The following is a 15,754-nucleotide window of genomic DNA, read 5'->3' on the forward strand; positions in this document are numbered from 1 at the left end:
GCCTCCACTCCAGCCAGCATCTTGAATCACAAAACAGATAAATCTGGAATCCCCTTTGATTCCGTCAAAGGGGGAACCGCTCTAGGCCGGCCTGCCCGCAACAGTGCCAAGTGGCGAACCAACTCTCAGGCCGCTTCCGACAGCGATTTGTGAGCGTCGGCCAGAATCTCGAACGAGCGCACCCGCGCCGCATGGTCGAAAATCTGCGCCGTGACCATCAGTTCGTCGGCCCCTGTGCGGCGCACAAACGCCTCGATGCCTTGCCTGACCGTTTCGGGAGAGCCGACGACGGCGCAGGAAAGCGCTTGGCCGAGCATGGTCTTGGCCATCGGATCGAGGTCGCGCTCATATCCTTCGACGGGCGGCGGCAATCGGCCGGGCCGGCCGGTGCGCAGATTGACGAAGGCCTGCTGCAGCGAGGTGAACAACAGCCGCGCCTCGGCATCGGAAGGAGCGGCGAAGACGTTGAGGCCGAGCATCACATAGGGCTTGTCGAGCTGCTCCGAAGGCTGGAAACGCGAGCGGTAGATCTCCAGCGCATGGTCGAGCTCGGCCGGCGCAAAATGCGAAGCGAAGGCGTAGGGCAGGCCGAGCATGGCGGCAAGCTGCGCGCCGTAGAGGCTGGAGCCCAGGATCCAGATCGGCACTTTTTCGCCTTCGCCGGGCACCGCGCGGATGCGTTGGCCGTCTTCGGCCGGCTGCAAGTAACCGATCAGCTCGACGACGTCCTGCGGGAAATTGTCGGCGCCAGCCTCGAGGTTGCGGCGCAGCGCCCGTGCCGTGGCCATGTCGGTGCCGGGCGCCCGCCCGAGGCCGAGATCGATGCGGCCGGGATGCAGAGCGTTGAGCGTGCCGAACTGCTCGGCGATGACTAGCGGCGAATGGTTGGGCAGCATGATGCCGCCGGCGCCGACGCGTATCGTCTTGGTGCCGCCGGCGACATGGGCGATGACCACCGAGGTGGCGGCGCTGGCGATGCCCGGCATGTTGTGGTGCTCTGCCAGCCAATAGCGCCGGTAACCCAGCCGCTCGGCATGACGGGCGAGATCGAGCGAATTGGCGAGTGACTGCGAAGCGTTGCTGCCTTCGACGATCGGCGACAGGTCGAGAACGGAAAGAACGGTCATCGGCGCGGGTTTCCTGTGGGCCGAAGGGATGTAGGAAGCCGTTGCCGAGGCGGCAAATTCAAAATGTTGATGGAGCACTGGGGGCACACAACGGACGTGCGGCCGATGCAAGGTCGTGATCTGCCCCAATCGGGGGACGCTTTTGACCCTTTAAGTCGCTACTTTTTCACCTCGGGAATCTCTTCGTCCTCGAGCACCGTCGTGTGTTGCGCCGCCAGGAAATTGCCGACATGGCTGAGACCGTCGAAATGATCGCAGAACACCTTGATGACGACCAGCAGCGGCACCGCCAGCAACGCGCCGACGAAACCCCACAGCCAGGACCAGAAGGCGATGGCGATGAGGATCGCCACTGCGTTGATCTCGAGACGGCGGCCGACCACCGTCGGCGTCACGAACTGGCCTTCGACGACATCGCACATAAGGACGAAGGCCGGCGCCAGCAGCGCATAGGAAATCGTGTCGAAGCTTATCAGCGCGATGATCGTGACCAGCGTGATGGTGGTCAGCGCCCCGATATAGGGTAGGAAATTGAGCAGAGCCGCTGCCGCGCCCCAGACCTGCGCGTTGGGCACGCCGAGCGCCCACAGGCCGAGCCCGATGACCACGCCGAGACATGTGTTGATGACCGTGACAGTAAGCAGATAATGCGAGATTTCACGTTCTACGTCGTAGACGACGCGCAGCGCCCGCTTCTTTTCGCTGAGACTGGGGAAGGACTGGACAATCTTTTCATAGAACATCGTGCCCGAGGCGAGCAGGAACAGCGACAGGACGAAGACGATGGTAACGCTGGCGCCGGCCGACAGCACATTGCCGGCGGCCTGCGAGAGAATACCGGATGGCGCCATCGCCACCCTCTGGACGCCCGGCTCCTGGGATGTCTGTGTCAGGCCCTCGATCTGGCGTGAAATCTCCACGATCCTTTCGAGCGGACGGCGCAGTTGTGCCAGACGTTCGGTAAGCTGCTGGCCGATCGTCGAGGTGTTGTTGATGAGGTCGATGACCGGGCCGCTGAGCAGATATCCCGCGACGGCGACGAGGCAAAACGAAAGCAGCACCAGCAGTGTCGCCGAAATGACATCGGGCATGCCATGCTTGCGCAGGAAGCGAACGATCGGCGTCAGCGTCAGCGCCAGCAGGAAAGCCAAAATGACCGGCATGAAGAAGGCGCGGGCGAAGTAAAGCGCGTAGATCGCCATGAGGATGAAGATGCCGACGAGCAGCGAACGCATCAGATGCGCATCCGCCCGCGCCTCGGCGCGCGGATCCGGGCTTTCGGCAGCGCTTGCGCCCGAAGCGGCGGGTTCGGCTTTCATTCTGACCCTCGGCGGTACACCGCGATTGGTGCAGACCGTTGGCGAAAACGCCTCTGTGGCTTCAAGGTTCCGTTAGCCGGCGTCACCGGAAGGGCTGCCTCGCGGCCTTGCCGGTGAATCAGGCAACCGGCGTCGCCACGGCGGGAACGGCCTTCGCCGTTTCCCGGCGCACGATCGGCGCCACCTTGGTGCCGTAGAGTTCGATGGCCTTCATCACCTTGGCGTGCGGCATGGCGCCGATCGCCATTTGCAGCAGGAAGCGGTCGTTGCCGAATATCCTGTGCTGGGCAATGATCTTCTCGGCCACCTGTTCTGGATTGCCGACGAACAGCGCGCCGTTCGGGCCGCGCGATTGGTCGAAATGCGCCCGCGACGTCGGCCCCCAGCCACGCTCGCGGCCGATGCGGTTCATCGCCTCGGCCTGCGGCCCGTAAAAATCGTCGGCTGCCTGGTCCGGGGTCTCGGCGATGAAACCGTGCACGTTGAGGCTGGTGGCAAGGCTCGCCGGATCGTTGCCGGCCCGCCTGGCTGCATCCCTGTAGATGTCGAACAGCGGTGCGAACCGCGCCGGCTCACCACCGATGATCGCCAGCGCCAGCGGCAGCCCGAGCACGCCCGCGCGGGCGACAGATTGCGGTGTTCCACCGATCGCGATCCAGATCGGCAATTTGTCCTGCAAGGGCCGGGGATAGACGCCGCGATCGTTGATCGGCGCGCGCAGACTGCCCGACCAGGTCACCTTGACATGATCGCGGATGGCGAGCAGCAGGTCGAGCTTCTCGGCGAAGAGCTCGTCATAATCTTCGAGATTGTAGCCGAACAGCGGAAAGGATTCGATGAACGAGCCGCGCCCGGCCATGATCTCGGCCCGGCCGCCGGACAGAAGATCGAGGGTGGCAAACTGCTGGAAAACGCGCACCGGATCATCGGAGGACAGCACGGTGACGGCGCTGGTCAGCCTTATGCGCTTGGTCCGTTCGGCAGCCGCCGCCAGCGCCACCACCGGAGCCGAGGCAGCATAGTCGGGACGGTGGTGCTCGCCGAGACCAAACACGTCCAGCCCGACCTGGTCGGCCAGCTCGATCTCCTCGATCAGGTTGCGCAGCCGCTCATGCGCACCGATCGCACCGGGACCCGGTTCCGGGCTGACGTCGGCGAAGGTGTAGAGACCGAGTTCCATAGTGTGTCATCCCAGCGTTTGTCTTGGCGCTACAGGTAGCGATCAGTCCGTCGCCCCGCCAGAGGCCTGGATGGTGAACAGTGCGGGTGGCTTTCAGTCGAATTCAATCGAAATGGCGTCTCCCGGTTGCAACAGATCAGAATTTCATGGCTGGCATACCGTTTTGGCGCTTGAACTCTCGGTTTTCACGCGTATGTAAGCCTCGCAAATTGACTCCAGGGAAGTGGACTTGGCTATCTACAGGGAAAAAGACGTTTTCGAGCGGCGCAATGCCGCAAACGAGGCAAAGAAGGCGCTTCTGGAGCGCTTTAAGGCAAAGCCGGCGGCAGATGATCCAGCGGTGCTGGCACGACAGGCGGAGCGCAAGGCGATCCTCGAGGCCCGCGCGATACGCGAGGCCGAAAAGGCCAGGCTGAAGCAGGAAAAGCTGGCGCGCGAAGCAGCAGAAAAGGCCGAGCGCGAGGCAGCTGCCGAAGCGGCACGCATCGCCGCGGAAGAAGCCGCACAGGCCGAAGCGAAGATCCGGGAAGCTGAAGAGAACGAGCGCATCGCCCGTTTTCTTGCCGACGAGGCCGAACGCAAGGCCAAGCGTGATGCGCGCTATGCCGCGCGCAAGCAGCGCACTGGCAGGACGCCGCCCGGCTTCTCCGCCCGATAGCGCCTTCCGGCGCTGATCAGCCGAATTCAAGAATCAGGGCCGCCTTGCAGCGGCCCCGAGCGCGTTCGTCTGTCAGAATCGGCTAAGCCGCGAGCTTCAGTCCCATGATGCCGCAGACGATTAGCGCGATGCAGGCCAGCCTGATCGCCGTCGCCGGCTCCCCGAGCAGCCATATCCCCAACAGCGCCGTGCCGACGGTGCCGATGCCGGTCCACATCGCATAAGCGGTGCCGACCGGCAACGCCTTCAGCGCCAGGCCGAGCAAGGTCAGGCTGACGATCATCGAGGCTACCGTCAGGACGGTCGGCAGCGGCTTCGAGAATCCGTCGGTGTACTTGAGGCCGATCGCCCAGCCGATCTCGAACAGGCCGGCGAGGAACAGGAAAATCCACGACATCGGAACGCTCCGTTTCGATGGCTTCCGGCCGATTTCTTGAACGCGCAAAACTGTCTTCGCCCCATCCATAGGGGATGCGCGTGCGCTTAATGAACAATCATACCGGCCGCGTTTGCGGCCGGTCGAAATCAGCCGAAACGGTAGCTGCGGCCCTACTTGTCCTTCAGCTTCATCGCCTTCACCGGCGGTGCCTTCAGGGCCGGCGCCGGAGCGGGTTTCTTCGCGTCCTTCTTCGGCTTGCGGGCTTCCTTGCCTGCCTTCATCGCACCCTTAGCCATGATTCGTTCCTCCAGTTGATGTCTGGCGAAGTGAAACAAGAGAAAACGCTCGACTGCAAGAGGCCGCTGCCGTGCAGTCGCCCTGGCCGATGGCTGTCAACCGGTTTCTAATTCCCTCGTAAACCGCAGCGGTCCGTGCCATGGTCTTCTTCGCCCTGCAGCATCAGCCCTTGCGATTCGCCGGCTGATGATCAGGCAGGCCGGTCAGGACGACAATGCGGATCCACATCGGTTGCCAGATGAGCTTCGATTTCCCGCAGGAAACACCGCTGATCGCGATGCTAAATGTCCATTATTCGCGCGCATCCGATCTTGAGCGGCCGGACTTCCTGACGTCGAACCCGCCGGTGCCGATCGAAAGCTACCGCGACAGTTTCGGCAATTGGTGCAACCGTCTCGTTGCGCCGGCCGGGCGCTTTGCGTTCGGCACGGACGCGGTCATCCGCGACCCCGGCTCCTTCGAGACGCGCGAGCTGACGGCGTGGCAGCACGAGGTGCGCGATCTGCCGTCGGAGACGCTGCTGTTCCTGCTGCCCAGCCGTTATTGCGAGAGCGACGTGCTGGCGAATGAAGCGTGGCGGCTGTTCGGCAGCACCCCGCTCGGCATTCCGCGCGTCCAGGCGGTCTGCGACTTCGTCCACAACCACATCGTCTTCAACTATTTCAATGCGCGCCCGACGCGCACCGCCGCCGAGGCCTATCGCGAGCAGAGTGGTGTGTGCCGCGACTTTGCCCACCTCGCTGTTGCCTTCTGCCGCGCCCTGAACATTCCGACCCGCTACTGCACCGGCTATATCAGTGATATCGGCCTGCCAAAGCCGTGGTCGGACATGGATTTCGCCGCCTGGATGGAGGTCTATGTCGGCGGCCGCTGGCACGCGTTCGACCCGCGCAACAACGCGCCGCGCATCGGCCGTATCCTGATTGCCTCCGGACGCGATGCCGCCGATGTGCCGCTGACCCACATTTTTGGGCCGGGCGCGCTGGCTGGCTTCAAGGTCTGGACGGACGAGGTCGTCGAATAGCCCCGCGCCGCCCTTTTGAACAACTGACCTTTTGAACAACTCGACACTTCGGGCGTTGTGGGAACTGTGGAGCGTGGGCGGGCGCTCCGCCAATCTCGGTGCATCAACCAAGGCAGCACACCATGGCGGCGCATGGCGGGTCGAAAAAAGTGATCTATGCGGCGCTCGCCGGAAATCTTGCGATCGCACTGACCAAATTTGCCGCTGCCTTGTTCACGGGCAGCTCGGCAATGCTCTCGGAAGGCGTCCACTCGCTCGTCGATACCGGCAATGGCAGCCTGCTGCTTTACGGCATGCACCGTGCCGCCCGGCCGGCCGACCGCACGCATCCGCTCGGCCATGGCCGCGAGCTGTACTTCTGGAGCTTCATCGTCGCGCTCCTCGTCTTTGCACTGGGCGCCGGCATATCGTTCTACGAAGGCGTGACGCACATCATGGCGCCGGAGCCGATCGCCAACGCCAAGGTGAACTACGCTGTCCTTGGCCTTTCCTTCCTCTTCGAAGGCACCTCTTGGCTGGTGGCGCTGAAGGAATTCCGCCACCAAAAAGGCAGCCACGGCTGGCTCGAGGCGGTGCAGCTCAGCAAGGATCCGAGTGTCTACACCGTACTCTTCGAGGACAGCGCGGCACTTCTCGGCCTCGTTGTCGCCTTCGCCGGCATATTGGCGGCGGAACGGCTGGACATGCCGAAGCTCGACGGCGCCGCGTCGATCGGCATCGCGCTCATCCTGGGCGCGACCGCGATCTTCCTGGCGCGCGAAAGCAAAAGCCTGCTGCTCGGTGAGCCGGCCTCGCCCGAGGTGCAAACAAAGGTGCTGGCCATCGTCCAGCAGGACCCGGCGGTGCAACGCGCGAATGGCGCACTGACGCTGCATATGGGTCCGCAGGAGATCGTCGCCGCTTTGAGCATCGAGTTCGAGGACCATTTGTCGGCGCCCGAGATAGAGACCTGCGTCGAACGCCTCGAGACGCGGCTGAAGGCAGAGATGCCGGAGGTGACGCGGCTCTTCGTCAAGCCGCAGACCACCGGCACCTGGGAACGCCGGAGCAAGGCCTTGGCGGCGTGGGGAGGGGAACCGGCCTGAGGAAAATGGCTGCGCCATCGGGCAGTCCCGGTTATGATTGCGGGCAAAAGCTCCAGGAGGAACGAAGATGAAAATCGACGGCGGGTGTCATTGCGGCGCCATCACTTACGAGGCCGAAGTCGATCCGGAAAAGACCACCATTTGTCACTGCATCGATTGTCAGAAGCTAACCGGAACGGCGTTTCGCGTCACCGTGCCGGCGTCAGAGAACAATTACAGGATTACCAAGGGCACGCCGAAAATCTACATCAAGACCGGCTCGAGCGGCGCCAAGCGCGCCCAGGCATTTTGCGGTGAGTGCGGCTCGCATCTCTACGCCACGTCGGCGGGCGAGGGACCGAAGGTTTACGGCATCAGGGTCGGCACGGCGCGGCAGCGCGATCAACTGGTGCCGAGAAAGCAGATCTGGCATCGCTCGGCGCTGCATTGGCTGCCGGAATTCGAAGGCACGACCATCATCGAGGAACAGTAGCGCCGGACCCGGGCGAAGCGCTCGCCTCCGGTTCCGGCGTAGCTCTCAATCGTCGCCTTCGACGACCCTTAACCTCAACTGCCCGGTTTTCGAATCGGCGACGCGCGGGCTGCTTTCCGCTTTTGCTCCGCTGCCATTCGAACCAGCGGTGTCCTCCGCCGGCTGCACGCCAAACTCCAGCGCCTCGATCTTTTGTCCGCGCCTGGTCACCTTCGATGTCGAGACCAGAATGTCGTCGATATCCTTGGCCGATTGACCGAAATGCGTCTGCAATTTGCGCACCCGCTCGTCGAGCCGAGAGACGTCTTCCATCAGCCGGATAACCTCGCCCTGGATCAGGTGCGCCTGCTCGCGCATACGGGCATCCTTGAGGATCGCCTGAATGACCTGGATCGACAGCATCAAAAGCGATGGCGAGACGATGACGATCCGCGATCGATGCGCCTTTTGGACAACGGCCTCGAAATTCTCATGGATTTCGGCGAACACCGATTCCGAGGGCACGAACATGAAGGCGGTGTCCTGCGTCTCGCCCTGGATCAGGTATTTTTCGGAAATATCCCGGACATGTACCTCGATGTCGCGGCGGAAAGCCTGTGCGGCGGACTTCTGCAGGTCGGCGCCTTCGGCGGCCCGAATGGCATTCCAGGCCTCGAGCGGAAACTTTGCATCGATGGCAAGCGACGGTGCGCCGTTCGGCATCTTCACCAGGCAGTCGGGCCGGCTGCCATTCGACAAGGTCGCCTGGAATTCATAGGCGCCGTGCGGCAATCCGTCGGCGACGATGGCTTCCATGCGCGACTGGCCGAAGGCGCCGCGCGTCTGCTTGTTGGAAAGGATCGCCTGCAATTGCACGACCTGGCCGGCCAGCGACTGGATGTTGCCTTGCGCGATATCGATAATCGCCAGCCGTTCCTGCAGCTTGGCGAGGCTCTCATGCGTCGATCTCGTCTGCTCGGTCATGGTCTGGCCTAGGCGGCCGGTCATGGCATCGAGGCGCTGGCCGATCGACTGTGTCAGTTCCGCCTGGCGCGCCCCGAACACTTCTGCGATGGCGCCCATGCGGCCCTGCATTTCCGCCTGGCTTGCCAAGATGCCGGCCATCCGCACCTCGGCGTCGCGGGCGTGGTCGGCGGCTTCGGCGGCCGCCACCGCACGCGCCTTGGCCGATCGCCAGAGCGCAACGACGAGCGCCACGAACAGTCCGAGGAACAGCATTGCGCCGAAACCCAGGGCATGGCCGAGCGTGATCGTGGTGGCGCCGAGCCGGGCGACAGGTTCGGACAGGATGGTGGCCAGATCGTTCATGCCGACAGCATAGATGATTCGGTCTACCGGCACAGATCAAAACGTGAACGACCCGAAGGCGCCCCGGTTGACGCTTTTCCTGCGAGGTCTTAGGTGAGACGCCATGTCGATCAAGCCGCTTATCATCCTCCCCGATCCCGTCCTGCGCCAGGTTTCAAAACCGGTCGAGCGTGTCGACGGCGACTTGCGCAAACTGGCCGGCGACATGCTGGACACCATGTATGACGCGCCCGGCATTGGCCTCGCTGCCATCCAGGTCGGCGAACCCTTGCGCATGCTGGTCATCGACCTCGCCAAGGAGGACGAGACGCCGGCACCGCACGTCTTCATCAATCCCGAAATCCTCGAAAGCTCCGACCAGCGTTCGGTCTATGAGGAAGGCTGTCTGTCGATCCCGGACTACTACGCCGAGGTCGAGCGTCCGGCAGCGGTGCGGGTGAAATATCTCGATCGCGACGGCAAGCTGCAGGAGATCGAAGCCGAGGGGCTGATGGCGACCTGCCTGCAGCATGAAATCGACCATCTCAACGGCGTGCTGTTCATCGATTACATCTCCAAGCTGAAGCGCGACATGGTGGTCAAAAAGTTCAAGAAGCTCGCCAGGGACAAGGCGCCAGGCAAGATGGTGGGATAGGGGTCGACGAATGCCCCTGCGTGTCATCTTCATGGGTACGCCTGAATTCTCCGTGTCGACGCTGCGGGCGATTGCCGAGGCCGGGCATGAATTGGCAGCCGTCTACACGCAGCCGCCGCGCGCCGGCGGCCGGCGCGGGCTCGAACTGACGCCGTCGCCGGTGCAGCGCGAGGCGGATCGGTTGGGCGTCGAGGTTCGCACGCCGGTGTCGCTGAAGGGCGAGGCGGAGCAGGAGGCGTTCCGCGCGTTGGGTGCCGACGTCGCCGCGGTAGTCGCCTACGGGCTGCTTCTGCCGAAACCCATTCTCGGGGCGCCGCGGCTCGGTTGCCTCAATGGCCACGCATCGCTGTTGCCGCGCTGGCGCGGCGCCGCCCCTATCCAGCGCGCCATCATGGCCGGCGATACCGAGACGGGCATGATGGTGATGCGGATGGAGGAAGGCCTCGACACCGGGCCGGTGGCAATGGTTGAAAAATGCGCCGTTGGACCCGACATGACGGCCGGCGATCTGCACGACCGGCTGATGGTGTTGGGTGCGGCTCTGATGGTGCAGGCGCTCGAACGGCTGGAACGGAATACACTGACATTTACCACACAGGCCGAGGTGGGGGTGACCTACGCCAAGAAAATCGATAAATCGGAGACTCGCATAGACTGGCTGCGACCTGCCGGCGACGTGCACAACCAGATTCGCGGCCTGTCGCCCTTTCCCGGTGCATGGTGCGAGGCCGAAATCGGCGGCCGCATGGAGCGGCTGAAACTGCTTCGCTCGACGCTCTTGCAAGGCGCCGGCGAACCGGGAGGAATTCTCGACGATCGGCTGACGGTCGCCTGCGGGTCAGGCGCGATCAGGCTGGTCGAAGTTCAACGTGCGGGCGGAAGGCCCATTGCCGCGCAGGAGTTTCTGCGCGGGGCCAAGCTCGAAAAAGGAATGAAATTGTCATGAGCATGATGTCCATACGCGCGGCGACGCCGCGGGACCGCGAGGCGATCCGCCTTGTCGAAGAACACGCATTCGGCCAGCAGGCGGAGGCCGGACTGGTCGACGCGCTGGTCACCGGCGGTGATGCCGTCGTCGAACTGGTGGCGGACGAAGACGGGCAAGTGGTCGGCCATATCCTGTTTTCACGGCTCTTCGTGCAGAATGGCGGCAAGAGCTTCCCGGCGGTGGCTTTGGCGCCTCTGGCGGTCGAGCCGTCGTTCCACGGCACCGGCATCGGCGGTGCGTTGGTCCGCGAGGCTCATATCCGCCTGAAAGCTGCCGGCGAGACGCTCGCCGTGGTGCTCGGCGATCCGGCCTATTATGGCCGCTTCGGCTACAACCGCGCCCGTGCAGTAAAATTCGAGAGCGAGTACCAAGGCGAGGCTTTGCAGGCGCTTGCCTGGGGCGAGGCGCCGGAGACCGGCAGGCTGGTCTACGCCTCGGCCTTCGGCTCAGCCCTCGCCGCCTGATTTCGCCTCGATCCGGGAATGCCGCGTTTTCGCCTCGACATCGAATATGACGGCAGTCTCTTCGCCGGCTGGCAGCGCCAGGCCAACCAGCCTTCGGTGCAGCAGGCGATCGAGCAGGCGATCGAGAAGTTCTGTGGTGAGCAGGTTTCGCTGCGCGCCGCCGGCCGCACCGATGCCGGCGTCCATGCGACCGCTCAGGTGGCGCATTTCGATCTGATCAAGGCATGGCCCGGCGACAAGGTGCGCGACGCCGTCAACGCGCATCTGCAAGCGGCCAAGGTGCGCATCGCCATCCTGAAGGCCGCCGTCGTGCCGGATAGCTTCGATGCGCGTTTCTCGGCGATCGGCCGCCATTACCTCTACCGCATCGTCAACCGCCGCGCGCCGGCGGCGCTCGACAAGGGCAGGATCTGGTGGGTACCGAAGCAGCTCGATGCCGGTGCCATGCACGAAGCGGCAAAGGTGCTGCTTGGCCGGCATGATTTCACCACCTTTCGCTCGACCCAGTGCCAGGCCACCAGCCCGGTCCGCACGCTCGACCGGCTGGATGTCAGCCGGGCGGGCGATTTCATCGAAGTCCGCGCTTCGGCGCGGTCATTCCTGCACAACCAGGTGCGCTCGATGGTCGGCTCGCTCAAACGTGTCGGCGAAGGCGGCTGGACCATTGCCGACCTCAAGGCGGCGCTCGAGGCGCGCGACCGTGCGGCCTGCGGTCAGGTGGCGCCGCCCGACGGGCTGTTTCTCGTCGGCGTCGATTATCCTACGCCTGGCTGATCCGGCACGCTGATACCGAGCAGCGCCTGCAGGCCGAACAGGACGATCAGCGACGCCACGAACATACCGGCAAAAACAGCGCTGCCGACAGCCGCACCCCTGCCGATCGCGACGTTGGTCATCCGCCAGGTCAATACCATCGACAGCGCGAACAGCAGCAGCGACACCAGTCCGGAGACTTCGTTGGCCGACGTCAGGAAAAGCCGGATCAACGCTGATGGCAGCATCATCCAGGCGATGATCGCCGAGGCCCAGTTGCTGGCCACGACATAATGGACGAAACGGCCGCCGACGCCGACCCGCGGCGCCACCAGGGCGAGGCCTATGAGCGGCAGCACCCAGGCGCCGATATCGACAGTGGCCAGGCGGATCAACATGCTGAAACGGCCGACGAATGCGTTGGGATCGCCGATCTCGTTGGCAATACCGACCCAGCCGACGATCAGTGCCGGCGCCGCGACGACGATGGCAAAAAAGGAGTTCCAGAAACCGTCCGCCGAAAGGTCGAGCAGGCGAAATCCGTCGGCCTTGCCGAGCATCAGCCGCCAGGCGCCGGCAAGCGAAGCGTAGGTTTCATCCGCTGAAAGCATCACTAGGATATGTCCTGCGCAAACCAGTCTTCAACGAAGCGCAGATAAATCTGCGTCAGCGTCTCGAGGTCGGCAATCGCGACGCGTTCGTCGACCATGTGCATGGTCTTGCCGACAAGGCCGAATTCGACCACCGGACAATAATCCTTGATGAAGCGGGCATCGGAGGTGCCGCCGGAGGTGGAGAGCACCGGCTTCCTGCCGGTCACCGCCTTGATCGAGCCGCCAAGCGTCTCGATCAACCTGTCGTCGCGTGTCAGGAAAACATGGCTCGGCCCGTCGCGCCAAGCGATGTCGTAATCGACCGGCGTCTTCTTGCCGGCGCGGTATTTCTTGCGTTTCGCCGCCCGGTCGAGGCGATTGTGGATCTCGGCCTGGATTGTCTCGGCGGTCCATGTGTCGTTGAAGCGGATATTGAAGGTAGCTGCTGCCTTCGCCGGGATGACGTTGGTGGCAGGATTGCCGACATCGATGGAGGTCACCTCAAGATTGGTCGGCTGGAAATCCCTTGTTCCGTCGTCGAAGACGGGATGCAGCAAGGCGTCGACCAGCGTCACCAGGCCGCGCACCGGATTGTCGGCTAGCTGCGGGTAGGCGGCGTGGCCCTGGCGGCCGTTGACAACGACCGTGCCCGAGAGCGAGCCGCGCCGGCCGATCTTGATCATATCGCCGAGCGCGTCCGGATTGGTCGGCTCGCCGACGATCGCAGCATTCCATTTCTCGCCCTTGGCAGCCGCCCATTCGAGCAGTTTCGTCGTGCCGTTGATCGCCGGCCCTTCCTCATCGCCGGTTATCAGCAGCGAGACCGACCCCTTCGGGCCGCCCTTCTGCGCAATATGTCGCGCTACCGCCGCGACGAAACAAGCAATGCCGCCCTTCATGTCGACGGCGCCGCGGCCGAACATCTCGCCATTGGCGATGTCGGCGGCAAAGGGCGGGTGCGTCCAGGCTGTTTCATCGCCCACCGGCACCACATCGGTATGGCCGGCAAACATCAGATGCGGGCCGTTGCCGGAACGCCGCGCGTAAAGGTTCTCTATGTCAGGTGTGCCGGATTCGGAAAACACCGGGCGCTCGACGGCAAAGCCGAGCGGCTTCAACATTTCTTCCAGCGCGCTCAGCGCACCGCCTTCGGCGGGCGTCACGGAAGCGCAGCGAATGAGAGCAGCCAGATTTCGGGTCGGATCGGTAGGCAGCGTCATGGGCAAAAGCGATAGTCGAAAGCGCAAGGCCTGTCACGGCCAGACATAGGGGCCAGCCATGCCGCCGACATTATGGTTTTCATGTCGTATAACTGCGGCAAGGCCTCTCGACCAGGACAGGGCCATCGCATGGTCACGCGTGGCAAGACGATCGTAATCGCCGGCGCCGGCAGTATCGGATGCTACGCCGGCGGCTGCCTGATACTTGCCGGGCGAAAGGTGGTTCTGCTGGCGCGACCGCGCATCGAGCAGGCGCTGCAAAAAGGTGGATTGCGCATCACCGACCGTGATGGCCGCGAGCGTTCCGTCAAGTCGGAGGCATTGTCGGTCACGGCTGATCCGGCCGCGGCGTTCCCCGGTGCCGATGTCATCCTGGTAACGGTCAAGAGCGGCGCGACGCAAGACATGGCCGGGCTTATTGCCGCCCATGCCCGACCGGATGCGGTGATACTCAGTCTGCAGAACGGCGTCGACAACGCCGATAAATTGCGAGCCCATCTCACCGCCCGGCCGGTGCTCGCGGGCATGGTGCCGTTCAACGTGGTCCAATCGCCGGAGGGCGAATTGCCGCTTCGCCTGCACCGCGCCAGCGGCGGCAAGGTGATGATCGAACAGGGTCCGACAGGCCTTCACGAACTGCTTGACGTCGAGGGGTTTGCCGTCGCCACGCATGGTGACATCGAAGCGGTGCTATGGGGCAAGCTGCTACTCAACCTCAACAACGCGCTGGTGGCGCTTTCCGGCCTGCCGTTGACGGCAGAGCTTGCCGATCGCCGCTGGCGGCTGATCCTGGCCGGCCAGATCGACGAAGCGTTGGCGGCAATGACGGCGACAGGCATCGAACCCGCTCGCATCGCCGGCCTGCGTCCCGCACTGCTGCCAAAGGTGCTTCGCCTGCCCGACTGGCTGTTCAAGTTCTTGGCGCGGCGGATGCTTGCCATCGACCCGGCCGCGCGTTCGTCGATGTGGGATGACCCTTCAGCGCCGCCGGCCGACGGAGATCGGCGAACTGCAAGGCGCGGTCCTGCGCCTGGCCGAAAAGGCCGGCACGCCGGCACCTTTGCTGAAGCGTGTGACGGCACTGGTGCGCGCGGCCGAGCAGGAGAGGCGCGGATCGCCCTGCCTGACGCCGGAAGTCGTCGTCGCGACCGTCAGATCGTAGCCCGCACAGGCGCCCAGTAACGGCCCTTGCCGGTGCGCTTGGCTTCGTAGAGCGCATGGTCGGAACAGCTGAGCAGGATTTCCGGATCGCCGCCGTCGGCGGGTGCGAAGGCGCTGCCGACGCTCAAGCCGACATGGATGGCGGAACCGACCCCGAGGTCGAAAGGCACCGAGACCTTTTCGATGGCCCGCTTTGCCAGGTAGGTGGCCTCGATCTCCGAGGTTGCGGGCAAAAGGATGACGAATTCATCGCCGCCGATGCGGAAGACCACGTCCCCCGGCCGGAAGCCGCGCTTCAATCGTTCGGCCACCTTGCGCAGCAGCACGTCGCCGACGGCGTGGCCAAAACGGTCGTTGACCTGTTTGAAGCCGTCGAGATCCATGCTGAGCACTGCAAACGGCTTGCCGCCATTGGCGGCCGGCGCCGCAAGGTCGCGGCACATGTCGCGCAACTTCTCCTGCAGGAAGATGCGGTTTGGCAGGCCGGTCAGCGCGTCCTTGATCGCCAGGTCGCGATTGTCCAGCTCGGCGCGGATCATGCGGGCGTTGATCGCGTGGTTCTGAAGCAGCACGATGATGACGCCGGCAACATAGAACGGCGTCTGAATTCCGACGATCGGCATTCCGGGCGCCGCAGAAAACAATGCACCGACCACGTAAGGCAGGCTTACGGCCAACATGACGAATATGGCGAAGCGCGGGGTCGCCGCATTGCGTGACGACACCACGCCAACGACACCTGCGACATTCAAGGCAGCCAGTACGGACAGCGCCATATTCCCGCTGGCAACACAGCCATAGCAGCCGAGGCCGAAGACGACCGACCAGACGCCGCTGGCTGCCATCAGGCCTGCCAGCGGCCCTTTCGAGCCGCGCCTGCGGGCCCGCTCGCATTCCCGCATCAGCAGAACGCGGACGACGAAAAGCATCAGGTCGGCTGCGATCCAGGCGTAGGGCCACCAAACCTTGGTGGCAAGTGCGGCGCTGACCGCAACCACCAGAACGCTGATGGTGCCGAACAGGACTGCGAATTTGCGGTCGAAAGTGGTGTCGAGCAGCCGGGCGCGGACGGCTTCCGGTTCCAATCTCATC

At 63.9% G+C, this 15,754-nt stretch carries 17 protein-coding genes and 1 pseudogene; 9 read left to right on the forward strand and 9 right to left on the reverse strand.

The window, feature by feature from the left end; all coding sequences use genetic code 11:
- Positions 1-125: 125 nt before the first annotated feature.
- The 3 genes from NKI95_RS12675 to NKI95_RS12685 form a co-directional block, all read right to left on the reverse strand.
- Positions 126-1,127 carry an LLM class flavin-dependent oxidoreductase gene (locus NKI95_RS12675; protein WP_352717112.1) on the reverse strand — a complete coding sequence of 334 codons (1,002 nt, stop codon included), beginning with the start codon at positions 1,125-1,127 and terminating at the stop codon, positions 126-128.
- Between the two features lie 158 nt (positions 1,128-1,285).
- The gene (locus NKI95_RS12680) at positions 1,286-2,446 is read right to left on the reverse strand and encodes an AI-2E family transporter (protein WP_352717114.1); all 1,161 of its coding nucleotides are present in this window, start codon (positions 2,444-2,446) and stop codon (positions 1,286-1,288) included.
- Positions 2,447-2,564: 118 nt separating this feature from the next.
- Positions 2,565-3,626: an LLM class flavin-dependent oxidoreductase gene (locus NKI95_RS12685; RefSeq protein WP_352717115.1), complete on the reverse strand. Its 1,062-nt coding sequence runs from the start codon at positions 3,624-3,626 to the stop codon at positions 2,565-2,567.
- Positions 3,627-3,855: 229 nt separating this feature from the next.
- On the opposite strand from NKI95_RS12685, the gene NKI95_RS12690 reads away from it, so the two are divergent.
- Complete coding sequence (locus NKI95_RS12690; RefSeq protein ID WP_023718183.1) at positions 3,856-4,284, forward strand: DUF6481 family protein; 429 nt, start codon at positions 3,856-3,858, stop codon at positions 4,282-4,284.
- Positions 4,285-4,366: 82 nt separating this feature from the next.
- Here the strand turns inward: NKI95_RS12690 and sugE are convergent, their stop codons facing one another.
- Positions 4,367-4,681, reverse strand: a complete 315-nt coding sequence (sugE, locus tag NKI95_RS12695; RefSeq protein WP_352717116.1) for a quaternary ammonium compound efflux SMR transporter SugE — start codon at positions 4,679-4,681, stop codon at positions 4,367-4,369.
- Between the two features lie 152 nt (positions 4,682-4,833).
- Positions 4,834-4,959 (reverse strand): hypothetical protein, encoded by a 126-nt coding sequence (locus NKI95_RS12700; RefSeq protein ID WP_013528464.1) that lies wholly within the window; start codon positions 4,957-4,959, stop codon positions 4,834-4,836.
- A 215-nt stretch (positions 4,960-5,174) separates the two neighbouring features.
- On the opposite strand from NKI95_RS12700, the gene NKI95_RS12705 reads away from it, so the two are divergent.
- The 3 genes from NKI95_RS12705 to NKI95_RS12715 all read left to right on the forward strand — a co-directional run bounded on the left by NKI95_RS12705 (position 5,175) and on the right by NKI95_RS12715 (position 7,541).
- Positions 5,175-5,984 carry a transglutaminase-like domain-containing protein gene (locus NKI95_RS12705; RefSeq protein ID WP_352717117.1) on the forward strand — a complete coding sequence of 270 codons (810 nt, stop codon included), beginning with the start codon at positions 5,175-5,177 and terminating at the stop codon, positions 5,982-5,984.
- 122 nt (positions 5,985-6,106) lie between these two features.
- Positions 6,107-7,069 (forward strand): cation diffusion facilitator family transporter, encoded by a 963-nt coding sequence (locus tag NKI95_RS12710; RefSeq protein WP_352717118.1) that lies wholly within the window; start codon positions 6,107-6,109, stop codon positions 7,067-7,069.
- 67 nt (positions 7,070-7,136) lie between these two features.
- Complete coding sequence (locus tag NKI95_RS12715; protein ID WP_352717119.1) at positions 7,137-7,541, forward strand: GFA family protein; 405 nt, start codon at positions 7,137-7,139, stop codon at positions 7,539-7,541.
- A 45-nt stretch (positions 7,542-7,586) separates the two neighbouring features.
- Here the strand turns inward: NKI95_RS12715 and NKI95_RS12720 are convergent, their stop codons facing one another.
- Positions 7,587-8,849: a DNA recombination protein RmuC gene (locus tag NKI95_RS12720; RefSeq protein WP_352717120.1), complete on the reverse strand. Its 1,263-nt coding sequence runs from the start codon at positions 8,847-8,849 to the stop codon at positions 7,587-7,589.
- A gap of 103 nt (positions 8,850-8,952) precedes the next feature.
- On the opposite strand from NKI95_RS12720, the gene def reads away from it, so the two are divergent.
- Genes def through truA form a run of 4 tightly spaced genes read left to right on the forward strand, consistent with a single transcriptional unit; the run spans position 8,953 to position 11,709 of the window.
- Positions 8,953-9,483 (forward strand): peptide deformylase, encoded by a 531-nt coding sequence (gene def, locus NKI95_RS12725; protein WP_352455964.1) that lies wholly within the window; start codon positions 8,953-8,955, stop codon positions 9,481-9,483.
- A gap of 16 nt (positions 9,484-9,499) precedes the next feature.
- Positions 9,500-10,429 carry a methionyl-tRNA formyltransferase gene (gene fmt / locus NKI95_RS12730; RefSeq protein ID WP_352717356.1) on the forward strand — a complete coding sequence of 310 codons (930 nt, stop codon included), beginning with the start codon at positions 9,500-9,502 and terminating at the stop codon, positions 10,427-10,429.
- Complete coding sequence (locus NKI95_RS12735) at positions 10,426-10,935, forward strand: GNAT family N-acetyltransferase (RefSeq protein ID WP_352717121.1); 510 nt, start codon at positions 10,426-10,428, stop codon at positions 10,933-10,935. Before fmt ends, NKI95_RS12735 begins: the two co-directional genes overlap by 4 nt.
- 18 nt (positions 10,936-10,953) lie before the next feature.
- Positions 10,954-11,709, forward strand: coding sequence for a tRNA pseudouridine(38-40) synthase TruA (gene truA / locus NKI95_RS12740; RefSeq protein WP_352717123.1), 756 nt, complete (start codon positions 10,954-10,956; stop codon positions 11,707-11,709).
- Here truA and NKI95_RS12745 read toward each other — a convergent pair.
- On the reverse strand, positions 11,691-12,299 hold the full coding sequence (locus NKI95_RS12745) for a transporter (protein WP_254815875.1): 609 nt from the start codon (positions 12,297-12,299) through the stop codon (positions 11,691-11,693). The two genes, truA and NKI95_RS12745, sit on opposite strands and share 19 nt — an antisense overlap.
- Positions 12,300-12,301: 2 nt before the next feature.
- Complete coding sequence (dapE, locus tag NKI95_RS12750; RefSeq protein ID WP_352717124.1) at positions 12,302-13,501, reverse strand: succinyl-diaminopimelate desuccinylase; 1,200 nt, start codon at positions 13,499-13,501, stop codon at positions 12,302-12,304.
- 129 nt (positions 13,502-13,630) lie between these two features.
- Here dapE and NKI95_RS12755 point away from each other — a divergent pair.
- Positions 13,631-14,663, forward strand: a pseudogene (locus NKI95_RS12755) (2-dehydropantoate 2-reductase).
- Here NKI95_RS12755 and NKI95_RS12760 read toward each other — a convergent pair.
- The gene (locus tag NKI95_RS12760; protein WP_352717125.1) at positions 14,653-15,753 is read right to left on the reverse strand and encodes a GGDEF domain-containing protein; all 1,101 of its coding nucleotides are present in this window, start codon (positions 15,751-15,753) and stop codon (positions 14,653-14,655) included. The pseudogene NKI95_RS12755 and the gene NKI95_RS12760 overlap by 11 nt on opposite strands.
- Position 15,754 lies beyond the last annotated feature (1 nt).

This window comes from Mesorhizobium sp. M0306, from assembly GCF_040321655.1.
Classification (GTDB): domain Bacteria; phylum Pseudomonadota; class Alphaproteobacteria; order Rhizobiales; family Rhizobiaceae; genus Mesorhizobium.

Coding starts and splice junctions, on each gene's coding strand:
- NKI95_RS12675 (WP_352717112.1), bottom strand. CDS start 1,127: ATGACCGTTCTTTCCGTTCTCGACCTGTCGCCGATCGTCGAAGGCAGC.
- NKI95_RS12680 (WP_352717114.1), bottom strand. CDS start 2,446: ATGAAAGCCGAACCCGCCGCTTCGGGCGCAAGCGCTGCCGAAAGCCCG.
- NKI95_RS12685 (WP_352717115.1), bottom strand. CDS start 3,626: ATGGAACTCGGTCTCTACACCTTCGCCGACGTCAGCCCGGAACCGGGT.
- sugE (WP_352717116.1), bottom strand. CDS start 4,681: ATGTCGTGGATTTTCCTGTTCCTCGCCGGCCTGTTCGAGATCGGCTGG.
- NKI95_RS12700 (WP_013528464.1), bottom strand. CDS start 4,959: ATGGCTAAGGGTGCGATGAAGGCAGGCAAGGAAGCCCGCAAGCCGAAG.
- NKI95_RS12705 (WP_352717117.1), top strand. CDS start 5,175: ATGCGGATCCACATCGGTTGCCAGATGAGCTTCGATTTCCCGCAGGAA.
- NKI95_RS12710 (WP_352717118.1), top strand. CDS start 6,107: ATGGCGGCGCATGGCGGGTCGAAAAAAGTGATCTATGCGGCGCTCGCC.
- NKI95_RS12715 (WP_352717119.1), top strand. CDS start 7,137: ATGAAAATCGACGGCGGGTGTCATTGCGGCGCCATCACTTACGAGGCC.
- NKI95_RS12720 (WP_352717120.1), bottom strand. CDS start 8,849: ATGAACGATCTGGCCACCATCCTGTCCGAACCTGTCGCCCGGCTCGGC.
- def (WP_352455964.1), top strand. CDS start 8,953: ATGTCGATCAAGCCGCTTATCATCCTCCCCGATCCCGTCCTGCGCCAG.
- NKI95_RS12735 (WP_352717121.1), top strand. CDS start 10,426: ATGAGCATGATGTCCATACGCGCGGCGACGCCGCGGGACCGCGAGGCG.
- truA (WP_352717123.1), top strand. CDS start 10,954: ATGCCGCGTTTTCGCCTCGACATCGAATATGACGGCAGTCTCTTCGCC.
- NKI95_RS12745 (WP_254815875.1), bottom strand. CDS start 12,299: ATGCTTTCAGCGGATGAAACCTACGCTTCGCTTGCCGGCGCCTGGCGG.
- dapE (WP_352717124.1), bottom strand. CDS start 13,501: ATGACGCTGCCTACCGATCCGACCCGAAATCTGGCTGCTCTCATTCGC.
- NKI95_RS12760 (WP_352717125.1), bottom strand. CDS start 15,753: ATGAGATTGGAACCGGAAGCCGTCCGCGCCCGGCTGCTCGACACCACT.